At 46.1% G+C, this 14,239-nt stretch carries 11 protein-coding genes; 6 read left to right on the forward strand and 5 right to left on the reverse strand.

Going from position 1 to position 14,239, the window contains the following annotated elements:
• Positions 1-4: 4 nt before the first annotated feature.
• The gene (locus tag OCU35_RS06115) at positions 5-1,873 is read right to left on the reverse strand and encodes a putative nucleotidyltransferase substrate binding domain-containing protein (protein WP_017030039.1); all 1,869 of its coding nucleotides are present in this window, start codon (positions 1,871-1,873) and stop codon (positions 5-7) included.
• Between the two features lie 177 nt (positions 1,874-2,050).
• Between OCU35_RS06115 and OCU35_RS06120 the strand changes: the two genes are divergently transcribed.
• Positions 2,051-2,695 (forward strand): hypothetical protein, encoded by a 645-nt coding sequence (locus OCU35_RS06120; RefSeq protein WP_017030038.1) that lies wholly within the window; start codon positions 2,051-2,053, stop codon positions 2,693-2,695.
• 90 nt (positions 2,696-2,785) lie between these two features.
• On the opposite strand, the gene OCU35_RS06125 is transcribed toward OCU35_RS06120, so the two are convergent.
• The 4 genes from OCU35_RS06125 to pabB form a co-directional block, all read right to left on the reverse strand.
• Complete coding sequence (locus tag OCU35_RS06125; RefSeq protein ID WP_017030037.1) at positions 2,786-3,976, reverse strand: amino acid aminotransferase; 1,191 nt, start codon at positions 3,974-3,976, stop codon at positions 2,786-2,788.
• Positions 3,977-4,167: 191 nt separating this feature from the next.
• Positions 4,168-5,568, reverse strand: a complete 1,401-nt coding sequence (gene asnS / locus OCU35_RS06130) for an asparagine--tRNA ligase (protein WP_017030036.1) — start codon at positions 5,566-5,568, stop codon at positions 4,168-4,170.
• A gap of 128 nt (positions 5,569-5,696) precedes the next feature.
• Complete coding sequence (locus tag OCU35_RS06135; protein WP_065209922.1) at positions 5,697-6,296, reverse strand: CoA pyrophosphatase; 600 nt, start codon at positions 6,294-6,296, stop codon at positions 5,697-5,699.
• 286 nt (positions 6,297-6,582) lie between these two features.
• Positions 6,583-7,941, reverse strand: a complete 1,359-nt coding sequence (gene pabB / locus OCU35_RS06140; protein WP_261825850.1) for an aminodeoxychorismate synthase component I — start codon at positions 7,939-7,941, stop codon at positions 6,583-6,585.
• 160 nt (positions 7,942-8,101) lie between these two features.
• On the opposite strand from pabB, the gene OCU35_RS06145 reads away from it, so the two are divergent.
• The 5 genes from OCU35_RS06145 to tyrR all read left to right on the forward strand — a co-directional run bounded on the left by OCU35_RS06145 (position 8,102) and on the right by tyrR (position 14,233).
• Complete coding sequence (locus OCU35_RS06145) at positions 8,102-9,616, forward strand: fumarate hydratase (protein ID WP_017030033.1); 1,515 nt, start codon at positions 8,102-8,104, stop codon at positions 9,614-9,616.
• Positions 9,617-9,889: 273 nt separating this feature from the next.
• The gene (locus OCU35_RS06150) at positions 9,890-10,075 is read left to right on the forward strand and encodes a hypothetical protein (RefSeq protein WP_017030032.1); all 186 of its coding nucleotides are present in this window, start codon (positions 9,890-9,892) and stop codon (positions 10,073-10,075) included.
• Between the two features lie 72 nt (positions 10,076-10,147).
• A complete protein-coding gene (locus tag OCU35_RS06155) occupies positions 10,148-11,518 on the forward strand; it encodes a YcjX family GTP-binding protein (protein ID WP_017030567.1) in 1,371 nt (456 codons plus the stop codon).
• A 4-nt stretch (positions 11,519-11,522) separates the two neighbouring features.
• Positions 11,523-12,602 carry a YcjF family protein gene (locus OCU35_RS06160; RefSeq protein ID WP_261825851.1) on the forward strand — a complete coding sequence of 360 codons (1,080 nt, stop codon included), beginning with the start codon at positions 11,523-11,525 and terminating at the stop codon, positions 12,600-12,602.
• A gap of 86 nt (positions 12,603-12,688) precedes the next feature.
• Entirely contained in the window at positions 12,689-14,233 is a 1,545-nt protein-coding gene (tyrR, locus tag OCU35_RS06165) for a transcriptional regulator TyrR (RefSeq protein ID WP_017030029.1), read from the forward strand.
• The last annotated feature ends 6 nt before the right edge of the window (positions 14,234-14,239 follow it).

Raw genomic sequence — 14,239 nt, forward strand, 5'->3', positions numbered from 1 at the left:
AATATTATTTCAACGATGTGCCTTGATAGCGAAATTTCAAGAAATTCTGAGCATTACTCAAGATCTGGAAAGCATCTTTAAGGTTACGTCTTTCAAAATCAGAAAGGTTCTCAGGCTCTATGTTGTTATCGGGCTCTCTCTCTTCACTGATATCAATGGCTTGATGTCGTATGCGCACCAGAGAAATAAATTCGAGTGCATCCTTAAGATCTTGGGCTCTTCCTCTTGGCAGTATTCCAGCATCAAGGATGTCATCTAGGCGTTCAAAAGAGTTTTGCTGGGTTGAACCCACAGCCAGCGCATGAACGCGGATAAGGTCGGCCAGTGGCGCAGTACCACGACGCTTAAGGTTTATTGAGTTTTTATGCTTACCATCTTTTTCCATCACAAAGCTCTTGAAAAAGCCTAATGGGGGCGTACGGTTGAGTGCATTTCGCGCCAAGCAGTACAGGAATTTCGAATTGTTTTTAGCGCGTTCAGTAATAAAACGATTGAGCTTTTCTGCCCACTTGATTTGTCCGTGAACGCCCACTAAATCAAAGAATATTGACGCATTTAGCAAGGCCTTAGCATTAGGGTTGTCAATCCAGTCTGCAAAGCACTCTTCCCATTCGGTTTGAGTCATTCGCCAAATAGGATTGGTTGCCATAATGTCACCGGTACAGTATGGGTAGCCACAACGATCCAATCCGTCACTGACCATCTGAGCAAGGGTAGCGAAATATTCATCGTGTTTTTCTTTATCGAAGCTGTTGGATAAAATGATGGCGTTATCCTGATCGGTCACAATCAGTTGCTCGTCACGTGCCATTGAACCAAGGGCAAGGAAGCAATAGGGAACAGGCGAGGGACCAAGTTCTTCTTCAGCAAGTTCAATGATGCGCTGTTTAAAGCTTTTCCCTATGATGGCCATCGCACTTCCCACCATGTGAGAGTTAGCATCTTCGTTGACCAATCTGACGAAACTATCATTAACCTGCTCAGAAAGAGTGACTAAATCATCAACGCTGTTTTGTTGGAAGATAGAGCTCACTAGTAGCAAAGAGTTTTGCGATTCGTAACGCACGATATCACTGGCTTCGATAACGCCGATGGGTTTGTTTTTTCTAAGAATAGGTAAGTGATGAACGTTGAAGCGCTGCATGGTTAACATGGCTTCGTAGACATAAGCGTTGCTGTCTAATGTAATAACGTCTTGGGTCATCACCGATTTCACCGTGTCATCGGGTGATACGCCTTGAGCTACCACCCGAGTGCATAAATCTCTGTCTGTGAGTATGCCGCGCAGTTTGTCGCTATTGTGCGCTTCATCGTCGACGACAAGAAGGCAAGAAGTATTCTCGTCGTCCATTTGTATCGCCGCATCTCGGATAGAAGAAAATTCAGAGATGGTTGATGGAGGACGGTTGATCATTGCGGTGATTTTTGCCGTTGTGAGGTCATTATCATCGGTGTTGGCAATGGTTTGACGCAGTCGTGTACTGTCTTCTGCTGCAACGAAATCAGCGAATGAGTCATAAGAGTCATACAGGTTTTGAAAGGTTTCAGCGGGTATGCAATAGAGCAGGCAGTCTTCAATTGCCTTGGCTGGAAACATCACCTTGCCATTACTTAATAATGCCAGTTGCCCAAATACCGCCCCTTCATCCAATCGGTTGAACAAAGAGCCGTTACGTTTGGAGATCTCAACGACGCCACTGCGCACCACGAAGAAATCAGAGATCGCCTCGCCTAAGGAAACCACTGCATCGCCCTTACGGATGTAGGATATTTCAGTTTCAAGTGATATCTGACTGAGTACTTCATCAGGCAAGTCTGTGAAGGGTGGGTACTGAGCGAGAAACTGTTTTATTTCGAGTAGTTCAACTTCCATGAGGCGCCTTAATTATCGCGATTGAGTGCATCGTTCATCGTAAAACGAAAAAAAGAGGATATAAATAGTAGTTTGGCGCTAAATCATTGTTAAGTCACTAAACTATCATCATTTATTGTCTACTATTATGGTTGAATATCGGCATTTATTTGTCTTTTTTCATGACAGGGAGAGCGCATGAACAAATACTCATCGATTGCACTGTTTAGTTTAGGTTCATTATTCGCTGTAGATAGCGAAGCGTACGATTGGGGCTTTCGATCGTATGATGCACCGGTAAATTACAACTTTATAAGTGTGGCCATCGGTGGAGGTAAACTCAACTCGGATGTGCTTGAGGGCAGGGATGGTGTCACGGTCAGTGATATCAATCTGAGATTTTTAGTGAATGAGTATTGGATTACCAACATTCAATACAAGGGCCGCTTTACTCATCACGGCGATGAGAACGACAGGGCTGACTATGTCACTGTGTCTGGAGCAAGGCGCTTTGCGGTAATGGATAACGGCGATCTCTATGCGGGTGTAAAGCTTGGCGGGGTTAGCGTTAAAATTCGAGACAGCAATGGCTCGACGATTGCGAAAGAACAAGACTTCTTACTAGGGCTGTTTGCTGGGGTCAACTACGGATTCACTGAAGCGTTAGAAGGGAATATGGTTCTTGAGTACCTAGAGTACGACCTCACTCATGAGTCTTCTTTTGAGCTCTCTTTAGATTATTATTTTACGACAAACTTTTCCCTTGGGGCGTATGGCCGAACTATTTGGAATGATGACTCAACACTAGATCAGGGTGGGGTAGTGGCTAAACTTCGCTTTTGATGTAAGAGAGAGAAACCCAATTATAGAAATAAAAAAAGGCTGGTAAACACCAGCCTTTTTGTCTGTTTGAGAGTACTTAAAGTACGGCTGTTAAAGTACGGCTGCGATGCCTTTGCATAGTGGCAACATGTTGTCTTTGGTCATGCCAGCAACACTGATACGGCCTGAACCTACGATGTAGATAGCAAATTCATCTTTAAGGCGTGTTACTTGATCTTTGGTTAGGCCAGAGAAAGAGAACATACCGTTTTGACGCTCAATAAAGCTAAAGTCGCGAGAAACGCCCTGTGCTTTCAGCGTTTCAACAAACAGAGTACGCATCTCTTGAATACGGTCACGCATCTCTTTCACTTCTGCTTCCCACTCTTTACGCAGTTCGGCGTTGTTTAGAATGTGAGTCACTACCGCAGAACCGTGAGCAGGTGGGTTAGAGTAGATTGAACGAATAATCCCTTTAACTTGAGAGAAAGCCGTCTGTGCAACTTCAGCGTTAGCCGCTACTAGAGTAAAGGCACCCACGCGCTCGTTGTACAGTCCGAAGTTCTTTGAGAAAGAACTCGCGACTAGGATTTCACTATTTTGTTCAGCAAACGCACGTAGACCTGCAGCGTCTTCTTCTACGCCCTTAGCAAAGCCTTGGTACGCAAAGTCAAACAATGGAATCAATTTCTTGTCTGCTGCTAGCTTAGCCAGTGCTTGCCACTCGTCAGCAGTAGGGTCGATGCCTGTTGGGTTATGACAGCAACCGTGCAGAAGAACGATATCGCCGGCATTTGCTTGCTCAAGGTCTGCAAGCATTGCGTCAAAGTCTTTCGCCTTAGTCTCTGCGTTGTAGTAACGGTATTCCGCAATTTCGATACCTGCAGCGGTGAACACACCCTTGTGGTTCGCCCAAGTAGGGTTGCTGATCCAAATTTTTGCACCGTTAAGGTGGCGCTTGATAAATTCACCCGCCACACGAAGAGCACCGGTACCACCTGGTGCTTGAGCCGTCTTCGCACGTTTTTCAGAAACAATAGCGCTGTTGTCACCAAATAGTAGCTTTTGTACTGCTAGGCCGTATTCCGCTGTGCCTTCAATCGTTAGGTAAGACTTCGTGGTTTCGGTCTCAAGAATCGCTTGTTCTGCTTTTTTTACAGTGGCTAGAACAGGGGTTGAACCTTGTTCATTCTTGTAGATACCGACGCCAAGATTGATCTTGGTATCACGAGTATCTTTTTTAAACTCTTCAGTTAAACCTAGGATAGGGTCGGCAGGAGCAGCTACTACTTTTTCAAACATGAGAATCGTCCGTGTTAAAGTGAATTAATGGAATGTGACTATCTTCTTTTATACCTGTAGAAAAACGGCAAAACAACAGATTTGTAATTAATTTAGCAATGTAATCCGTAACACCTGTCTGATATCAACTTTTCCTGAAATCTAGACACAAAAAAACCGCCAAACGGCGGTTTTTTATAACAGCAGTCGACTTAGAAGTTCGCGCTGCGTGGTGTACGTGGGAATGGAATCACGTCACGAACGTTGCCCATACCGGTTACGTACGATACTAAGCGCTCAAAACCAAGACCGAAACCAGCGTGTGGCACTGTGCCGTATTTACGTAGGTCGCGGTACCAGCTCATGTGCTCAGGGTCGATACCCATAGCAATCATACGCTCATCTAGAATATCTAGACGCTCTTCACGCTGAGCACCACCGATGATTTCACCAATGCCAGGTGCTAGAACGTCCATCGCAGCAACAGTTTTGCCGTCGTCGTTCAAGCGCATGTAGAAGGCTTTGATGTCTTTCGGGTAGTTCTTAACGATTACCGGTGCCTTGAAGTGTTCTTCTGCAAGGTAACGCTCATGCTCAGATGACATGTCGATGCCCCACTCAACGTCAAATTCAAACTCACGACCAGAGTCCAGTAGAATTTGAATGGCGTCTGTGTAGTCCACTTGTGCAAAGTCAGCGTCTACGAACTGCTCAAGGCGAGAGATCGCTTGCTTGTCAATGCGCTGTGCAAAGAACTCTAGATCGTCACGACGCTCTGCAAGAACCGCTTTGAATACATACTTAAGCATGTCTTCAGCCAGTTTCGCTGCATCATCAAGATCAGCAAACGCGATCTCTGGCTCAACCATCCAGAACTCCGCTAGGTGGCGGCTGGTGTTTGAGTTTTCTGCGCGGAACGTTGGACCAAAGGTGTATACCTTGCTTAGGGCACATGCATACGCTTCTGCGTTCAACTGGCCAGATACAGTAAGGAATGTTTCTTTGCCGAAGAAATCTTCGTTGTAGTCCACATCGCCTTTATCAGTGCGCGGTAGGTTTTCCATATCCAAAGTGGATACGCGGAACATCTCGCCTGCACCTTCAGCATCAGATGCTGTGATTAGCGGGGCTGAAGTCCAGAAGAAGCCTTGCTCGTGGTAGAAGCGATGGATCGCTTGTGACAAGCAGTTACGCACGCGAGCAACAGCGCCAATCACGTTGGTACGTGGGCGAAGGTGTGCCACTTCACGAAGGTACTCGATAGAATGACGAGTCTTAGCCATTGGGTAAGTGTCAGCATCTTCAACCCAGCCAACCACTGTTACAGCGGTTGCAGCTAGCTCAAAATCTTGACCTTTTGCTGGAGACTCTACGACGGTACCTGTCACTTCTACAGAGCAACCTGTGGTCAGTTTTAGTACTTCTTCATCGTAATTATTTAAACTATTTGGGACCACGGCCTGAATCGGGTCGAAACAAGAGCCGTCATAGATGGCAAGAAAAGAGATTCCAGCTTTGGAATCGCGACGTGAGCGGATCCAGCCACGAACAGTGATTTCACTGTTTACTTCGAGCTTTCCGCTAAGTACGTCTGTTACAGGCGCGTAAGTCATTTGGTATTACTCTCCAATAGATGCTATCGAGAAATAGAAAATTAAATAGAACTTATCAGTTTACTCACCAATAATTTTGCATCAAGTAAAGAGTGCCTATTTCATGGGTATTTTTTATTAAGCGCTGTTTAATCCATCAAATAAGTGAGCTGTCTTTGCATTGCATCAATAATTTGCGCAGTGACTCCCCAAATAAAATGTCTTTGATAGGGGATAGCAAACACCTTGTGGGTGACGGTTTTTAACTGGAAATGGAAACTTGCGAGGTTCTGGCGTGCAAAGAGAAACTCGGCGGGCACTTCAAATGCCTCATCTACCTCGTTGGGATCAAGCTTTGACTGGTAGTTAGAGTCGATAAAAGCAATATAAGGGGTCACCGCAAACTGACTTAGAGTCGGTAATGGGGGCAGAGCACCCGCTACCGTGATCAATGAGGGGTCAATGCCCACTTCTTCATAGGTTTCTCTTACCGCAGTAACACTTAGAAGACAGTCATCTTGCTCGTATTTTCCTCCGGGGAAGCTTACTTGCCCTGGGTGGTGCTTAAGATGGGCTGCGCGCTTAGTGAGGATGACATGAAGACGATTGCTGCGCTCAACCAGACCAATTAATACGGCAGCAGGCCTTAGCACATCTTGGTCAAAATGGGCCAGTCGTTGCAGGCTTTGTGTATCGTAGGAAGAAGGCTTACTCAGATTAAATCTCAATAAAAACTCGTCTTTGGTCATGCCTTCCTCTTTAGGGTCTGTTGACCTTTTGCGATTGAATTTTGCTCGACCAGAAGTCATTTAATCAAGGCGAGGGACTTGCCGCTTAGCCATCTAAGCAAAAGCCGCTCAACGATGAGTAAATGGGTTCTGGCCGAGCCCTTCGGGTAGCGCTTTGTTGGGCATTTCTACCGCGTTAGTCACTTTTCATGTGGAACCACCACACCTAAAAGCGCCTGCCTTGTATTAATACCCAACAAATCGCTACAAAAATAACCTCAAAAGATCAACAGACCCTATCAGTTCACTATTCTAATACTGGCAGAATTTTGCCAAGTTTATGTAAGGTTTCTTGATATTCTGATTCACACTCACTGTCAGCGACCAATCCACCGCCTGCCCAGGCATGGATTTTTTGATCTTCTGTGATAAGCGTTCTGATGGTGATGCTAGTGTCCATATTGCCACATCGACTGATATAGCCAATGCTACCGCAATAAACACTGCGACGATGAGGCTCAAGCTCTTCTATGATCTGCATGGCTCTGACCTTGGGTGCGCCAGTAATTGACCCTCCCGGAAAACAAGCGCGAAGCAAGTCGTACTCATCATACTGCTCGTCCAATACACCGGTAATCGTACTCACCAGATGATGAACCGCAGGGAAGCTCTCAATTTCAAACAAATGCGGGACTTTCACACTACCAGGGGAGGACACGCGCCCTATGTCGTTACGCAGCAGATCCACAATCATCAGGTTTTCGGCTTGGTCTTTCTCTGCCGTTTGTAAGTCGTCTTTTTGCTGTTTGTCTTTTAAGGGATCGTTAAAGCGTGGCCTTGTGCCCTTAATTGGCTTGGTCTCGACTTGTTTATCGTGAGCCAATAAAAAGCGCTCTGGCGATATACTGAGCACCGCATTGTGCGGCAAGCGAATAAACGCAGAAAATGGCGCCTTGTTCTCATTTTCTAGGGTCTTGTATGCCTGCCATTCGTTGCCAGAGTATCCAGCGCTAAAGCGCTGGGCTAGGTTGATTTGATAACAATCACCCGCTAACAGATAGTCTTGAACAGCCTCAAATTTACCCTGATATTGCGACTTGCTCATATTGGCAGACCAAGGCGTCTCTAACTGGAACGAAGGATGCTCGACATCAAACTCTTGAGAGTGGGAAGGCATGTTGTCGCCACTGAGGTTTTGTCCAACCCAGTAAGCTTGTTTGAGTTCGTGATCAACCACCAATGCCTTTTCATACAGACCCACCGCCATATCCGGCGCGTTAAGATCTCGTTTGGCAATGTTTTTAAAGTCTTCAATGCGTCTGCCAAGATCGTAAGCAAAGTAGCCAAGCCAGCCACCAATAAAGGGGAGATGTGTATCGGTATGTGAATGAGGCAGGTATTGCTGTTGCAGTCTTCGCAAGAGTTCGAAAGGATCCTCTGCAACTTGAGAAAGCTCGCCTTCTATTGTTACATCACTCACGTCGCCATAGGTTTCTACTGTGATCTGTGGTGAATGCACCAAAATATCATAACGACTGTTTGGGTGATTATCCGATGCGGAGCGCAGCAGCATGGCGTAAGGGTAATGTTCTATTTTTTCGAACAGATCTAGGACGAGATCCTTTCGATAAATGAGTTGCTCGGTTTGAATATTTAAATCAGACATCTATCAAATTGCTTGAAATGTGACGACACCGTAAAGGTGAGTGTGGTTTGAGAATCGCCTCAAGAGTATCATAGATTTATCTCAAGTTCAGAACGCACGTGAAGTCATAGGCTTTATCGTGCTTGAAACGGATTCAGACTGACCAAAAGGGGCTCCGCGAATGACCGTAATTCGTAAGCAAGATCTTATCAGCAGCGTCGCTGATGCACTTCAATACATCTCTTACTACCATCCGCTTGATTTTGTGCAAGCGTTAGAAAAAGCGTACCACGCCGAAGAAAGCACTGCGGCAAAGGATGCGATTGCACAGATCCTAATTAACTCTCGAATGTCAGCAGAAGGCCACAGACCTATTTGTCAGGATACTGGCATTGTGACGTGTTTCGTGAACATTGGCATGAAAGTACAGTGGGAAGACACCGACGTCACAGTACAAGAGATGATTGATGAGGGCGTACGACAAGCCTACACCAATCCAGATAACCCGCTTCGAGCGTCTATTTTGTTAGACCCAGCGGGCAAGCGTATTAACACCAAAGACAATACACCTGCTGTTGTGCACATTAATATGGTGCCAGGTGACAAGGTTGAGGTACAAATTGCCGCTAAGGGCGGTGGTTCAGAAAACAAAACCAAGATGGTAATGCTAAACCCATCCGATGACGTAGCAGAATGGGTTGAAAAAACCTTGCCAACAATGGGCGCAGGCTGGTGTCCACCGGGCATGCTAGGGATAGGCATTGGTGGTACTGCAGAAAAAGCAGCAGTACTGGCAAAAGAATCCTTAATGGATCCCGTTGATATCCATGAATTGATGGAGCGAGGCGCACAAACCACAGAAGAGAAGATGCGCTTAGAGATCTTCGAGCGTGCCAACAAAACCGGTATTGGTGCTCAAGGCCTTGGCGGCTTAACCACCGTGGTGGATGTGAAAATCAAAACCGCGCCAACCCACGCAGCGTCTAAGCCTGTATGCATGATCCCAAACTGCGCAGCAACCAGACACGTGCATTTCACTCTAGATGGGTCGGGCCCGGCGAATTTGGTTCCACCTAAACTTGAAGACTGGCCGGAAATCTCGTGGGATGCGGGCGCTAAAGCGCGCCGAGTGAATCTGGATTCTGTCACCCAAGCCGATATTGAAACCTGGAAAACCGGTGAGACCTTATTGCTGTCAGGCAAGATGTTGACTGGACGTGATGCCGCCCACAAACGTATTCAACAGCTTCTAGAAAGCGGTGAAGGGCTGCCAGAAGGTGTCGACTTCAAAGGCAAGTTTATTTACTACGTTGGGCCTGTGGATGCAGTAGGTGATGAAGCGGTAGGACCTGCGGGCCCAACCACCTCAACGCGTATGGATAAGTTCACTGAAATGATGCTGTCAAAAACAGGCATTGCCGGCATGATAGGCAAGGCTGAACGCGGCGCGCAAACCGTTGAGCTTATTAAAGAAAACAAAGCGGTGTATCTCATGGCTGTGGGTGGCGCTGCTTACCTTGTCTCTAAAGCCATCAAGAGTGCCAAGGTGATTGCATTTGAAGAGCTAGGCATGGAGGCGATCTACGAATTTGATGTTGAAGATATGCCTGTCACCGTTGCGGTAGACTCAAGTGGTGCCAATGCACACCAGATTGGTCCAGAAACTTGGAAGGTAAAAATTGCCGAAATGGATTAACTCTATACCAATCGTACTAAATAGCTGGTCATCCTAGCTGGTTAAAATGCTCGATAACTGCGTTAGAATTTTTGATTGTAGAATTACTACTAATCGAAAAATCCTGCCTTGTTCTCAAGCATTTTCCCTGCGCTATTTCTGATCACCTATTTAGTGTGATTGGTACTAGTTAATCTAAACAGATGAAGCGCAATCAAAGATTGCGCTTTTTTTCGAAAATTCAGCGAGATAGCTGATACAATTAAGTTGTGACTTTTATTAACAGGGGATGTTATGCCACGCTTTGTACAAATTCTTCAGATCATCGTTGCCGTCGTTATCGGTGGCTTCCTTTGCTATGACCTTATTCTCAATGGTATTGCCATTTTCCACGAGAAGTACATTACCATCACGATAGTACTTACACTTCTTTTGGAACTCGCTCTGTTTGTCATTTTTAAGCTCATTGCCGATGATTAAATCTTGTTAATGTTGCGCTCTAACGCTGGATATTTGGAGAGTAATTCAATATCTTGAGCTTAGGAGCGTGATATGAACAGAATAACAAACGAAGCAAAACAACTACTTAATAGAGGGCTGGATGCACACCTAAGAATTGGTGTCACCGGCCTTTCTCGTGCAGGTAAGACTGCATTTATTACCTCCTTTGTGGATCAGCTGCTACATACGTCAACCCATGACAACCTGCCTTTATTGGCGGCGCAGAGAGATGCTAGGGTGCTAGGTGCACGAAGAGTGCCACAAAAGAATCTTCTCACTCCTAGATTTAATCTAGACGGTTCTTATGAATCTTTGACACTTGAAATCCCGCAATGGCCAACACCTACTCGTGATGTGAGTGAGATTCGTATTGCAATCAAATACAAGCCGAGTAGCAAAGCCCGAAAGTTGATAAGCCGCCATGCCACCTTATATGTGGATCTAGTGGACTACCCGGGAGAGTGGTTGCTGGATCTACCTATGTTAGAGATGGACTTTCAAGCATGGTCTGAGCAGCAGTTATTACGTCTTCAGCAGATAAACCTTCCTGAAGTCGAGGCGTGGTTAGCGCGTAGCCAGCACCTTGATTACGACGAGTTTAATGACGACAAGCTTATCAATGAAATCGCAGCGCAATACACCAAGCTATTATTGGATCTCAAAGCGAAGGGCTATCAGCTGATACAGCCTGGACGCTTTGTATTGCCGGGTGAGCTAGCCGATGCACCGGTAGTGCTGTTCTTCCCTTATATTTTCAAGGACAAACCTGCCAAGGGTAGCGCTGTAAACTTGCTCTCCAAGCGCTACAAAGAGTATCAGCAACAGGTCATTAAACCCTTCTACCGACACTATTTTTCGTCCTTCGATAGACAAATCTTGTTGGTTGATGTGCTAACGCCTCTTAATCAGGGTGAGCATGCCTTTAGCGATATGCAGGTGGCGCTTACCGAAATAATGAAGAGCTTTAGCTACGGGAAAAACAGTCTAATTCGTCGCTTGTTTTCCCCAAGAACCGACAAGTTGTTATTCGCGGCAACCAAAGCTGACCACATTACTCCTGATCAACATTCAAATTTGAATTTGTTGCTTCGACACTTGGTGCAACCAATTTGGCAACATGTCTCTTTTGAAAGTGTTTCAATGGAATGTATGCCGTTCGCTTCGATAAAATCGACGGATGCAGGATTTGTCGATCAGAAAGGGAAATCAATTCCTGTTGTTAATGGCACAACAATCGAAGGAAATGCGCTCACTCTATATCCTGGAGAGGTGCCAGCAACCCTGCCCAAAGCAGAATTTTGGGATAAACAGGGATTCGATTTTGTCAGTTTTAGACCGCAAAACTATGTTGAAGCAACGCCACTACCACATATCGGTATGGATAAGGTGATGCAGTTCTTGCTGGGCGATAAGTTGAGGTAATGCTTTGAACGAATATAAACAAAAACAAGTGTTTACGCGCTCAGGTGATGAAAGTGATCGCGATGAAGGTGCAAACACTCAATATAAAGAGGCGCAGCCTGATCTTGGAACAAAGCAAACCTTTGAAGATCACCAATTTATCAAGGCTGAGCCTATTGCTACCGCAGAAGATGAGCCGATCGAAGAGAAGGTAGAGACGCTGTTTAACCGACGTCGAGTTCCGCTGCGTTGGAAGCTACTGTTTGCCACCTTGGGCGGCTTAAGTGCATGGCAACTGGTTGACTCCTTCATCGGTGCGTTTCAAACGAATGACCTTCTTAGTTTGTCATGGACGGTGTTGTTAACCGGCGGGTGCGCGATAGGGGCAGGCGCGATACTGCGTGAGCTACTTAAAATGAGACGTCTTCGTCACCAAGGCGACGTGCAAATGAAGGCTCAACAGCTGTATGACAATAACGACTATGGTAATGCCGGGCCGTTTTGTGATTCTCTTTCTAAGACAATGACCGCATCGGGTGTCGAAAACGTAGGTCTGTCCAAATGGTCGCAACATAAAAGTGACAATCACTCTGATCGTGACATGTTAGATTTGTATCAGGGGTATGTGTTATCTCCTGTGGATCAGAAGATCAACAAAGCCATTGCCAAGTATTCATCTGAGGCCGCAGTGATGGTTGCGGTGAGCCCTTTGGCCGCCGCTGATATGTTGCTGGTGGCGTGGAGAAACATCTCCCTTATCAATCGCATCGCTAAAGAATATGGCGTAGAGCTAGGGTATTGGTCTCGAATTCAGTTACTAAGACTGACTTTAATCAATATGGCCGCGGCGGGTGGTACTGAACTTGCTATGGATGCCGGCATGGATCTTTTATCCATGGATCTCACCGCCAAGCTGTCCACTCGCGCTGCACAAGGGGTGGGTGTTGGTTTGCTGACGGCGCGTTTGGGTATTAAGGCTGCGCAACTGATGAGACCCATTCCATTTTCTGAGGATAATCGCCTGCGATTGCGAGATGTACGTGACCAAGTATTGGTCTCTGTTAAACATCGTTTACAAAATAGTGAAGAAAGAGAGCAGGGTTAACTTGCTCTAATCCTTGATATTGCTTGACTGAAATGCGCTTCTGCTAGACACTCATGTAAACATTATTGAACACTTGAGAATCAGACGTGCGCTTACAAGTATTGTGTGAAGATCGCTTAGGTTTAACCCGCGAACTGCTGGATATCTTAACCTCGCAAAACCTAGATTTGCGAGGCATAGAGATTGACCCTGTCGGCATCATTTATCTTAATTGCCCAGAATTAGATTTTGAATCCTTTAGTGCCTTGATGGCACAAATCAGACGCATTGAAGGTGTGTCTGATGTTAGGCGCATTCAGTTTATGCCCAGCGAGCGCAAGAACACGGAACTTACCGCGGTACTTGATAACCTGTCAGAAGCGCTTCTCTCCGTTGGGCTCAATGGCCAGATTGACATGGCTAACCAAAAAGCCAAGCAGCTATTCCACAGTAGCGAACAGTCAATATTAGGCAGTTCCATCAGTCAACTGCTTCCTAAGTTTTCTTATCAATCTTGGCTAGAAGACTCTGCTACTAGGACTAAACAAACCGTTGTGATTGGCGGCATTGACTATCAGATGGAGATCATTCCTGTCCATTTGATGCAAAACAGCGATACCTCTGTGCACGCAAGTACCGTGTTTCAGCTAAGGCAATCTAGACAAGACCATGGTCAAACTGAGCTGGTATCTGATAGCGACCCATTGGGGTTTGAGCATTTTGTAGGTATATCTAACCGACACAAAGCGCTGATCACACAAGCCAAAAAGCTTTCCATGCTCGAGCAACCCTTGTTGATTGAGGGTAATACCGGAACCGGTAAAGAAATGCTTGCTCGTGCGTGTCATGCTCGCTCTCATCGCGCAGCAAACCCCTTTATTGTGCTAAGTTGTGCCTCTATGCCGGATGACGTGGCAGAAACTGAGTTGTTTGGTCATGCAGAGAGTGCCTCAAATCAAGGTAAGCCTCATAAGGGTATCTTTGAGAATGCCGATGGAGGGACTGTTTTCCTCGATGAGATTGGCGAGATGTCCGCACACTTGCAAAGCAAACTGTTGCGATTCTTACAAGATGGCACCTTTAGACGTGTAGGTGAAGATAAAGAGGTGAGCGTTAACGTTCGCGTCATAGCCTCTACTAAGCATACGCTAGAGCAGCTGATAGAGTCGGGCACCTTCCGCCAGGATCTCTACTTCCGTCTTAACGTATTAAACCTCAAGATCCCGCCACTGCGCGACAGATCATCAGATATCGCACCATTGTTGGATATGCTGCTGGTAAAACACTGCGCTCAGTTGGGCATTGATAAACCAAGCTGCTCAGCAAGCCTGATGGACGCTTTAATCAGCTATAGCTGGCCGGGCAATATACGCGAGCTCGACAATGCGGTACTTCGCGCGCTCACCGAGCTTGAGGGGACAGAGTTATCGACCCAGCATTTTCATCTTCCTACCCTTGATGGGTTGTCCAAAGGAGAGGCGAAGCTCGACCTTGATGGTTCACTGGATCATATAATGAAGCGCCATGAATCTCAGGTGCTAGAAAAATTGTATCAAGCATTTCCATCAAGTAGAAAACTCGCCAAAAGGCTGAATGTCTCGCACACCTCAATTGCGAATAAGCTTCGCGACTATGAGATTGGGAAGAAATAGGTTTGG

The sequence above is a fragment of the Vibrio breoganii genome, assembly GCF_024346795.1.
In the GTDB taxonomy this organism is placed as follows: Bacteria; Pseudomonadota; Gammaproteobacteria; order Enterobacterales; family Vibrionaceae; genus Vibrio; species Vibrio breoganii.

Excerpts from the sequence above, each read along its gene's own strand:
- pabB (WP_261825850.1), bottom strand. The coding sequence starts at position 7,941 with ATGTCTGATTTAAATATTCAAACCGAGCAACTCATTTATCGAAAGGAT.
- OCU35_RS06125 (WP_017030037.1), bottom strand. The coding sequence starts at position 3,976 with ATGTTTGAAAAAGTAGTAGCTGCTCCTGCCGACCCTATCCTAGGTTTA.
- OCU35_RS06135 (WP_065209922.1), bottom strand. The coding sequence starts at position 6,296 with ATGACCAAAGACGAGTTTTTATTGAGATTTAATCTGAGTAAGCCTTCT.
- OCU35_RS06145 (WP_017030033.1), top strand. The coding sequence starts at position 8,102 with ATGACCGTAATTCGTAAGCAAGATCTTATCAGCAGCGTCGCTGATGCA.
- OCU35_RS06120 (WP_017030038.1), top strand. The coding sequence starts at position 2,051 with ATGAACAAATACTCATCGATTGCACTGTTTAGTTTAGGTTCATTATTC.
- OCU35_RS06115 (WP_017030039.1), bottom strand. The coding sequence starts at position 1,873 with ATGGAAGTTGAACTACTCGAAATAAAACAGTTTCTCGCTCAGTACCCA.
- OCU35_RS06155 (WP_017030567.1), top strand. The coding sequence starts at position 10,148 with ATGAACAGAATAACAAACGAAGCAAAACAACTACTTAATAGAGGGCTG.
- asnS (WP_017030036.1), bottom strand. The coding sequence starts at position 5,568 with ATGACTTACGCGCCTGTAACAGACGTACTTAGCGGAAAGCTCGAAGTA.
- OCU35_RS06150 (WP_017030032.1), top strand. The coding sequence starts at position 9,890 with ATGCCACGCTTTGTACAAATTCTTCAGATCATCGTTGCCGTCGTTATC.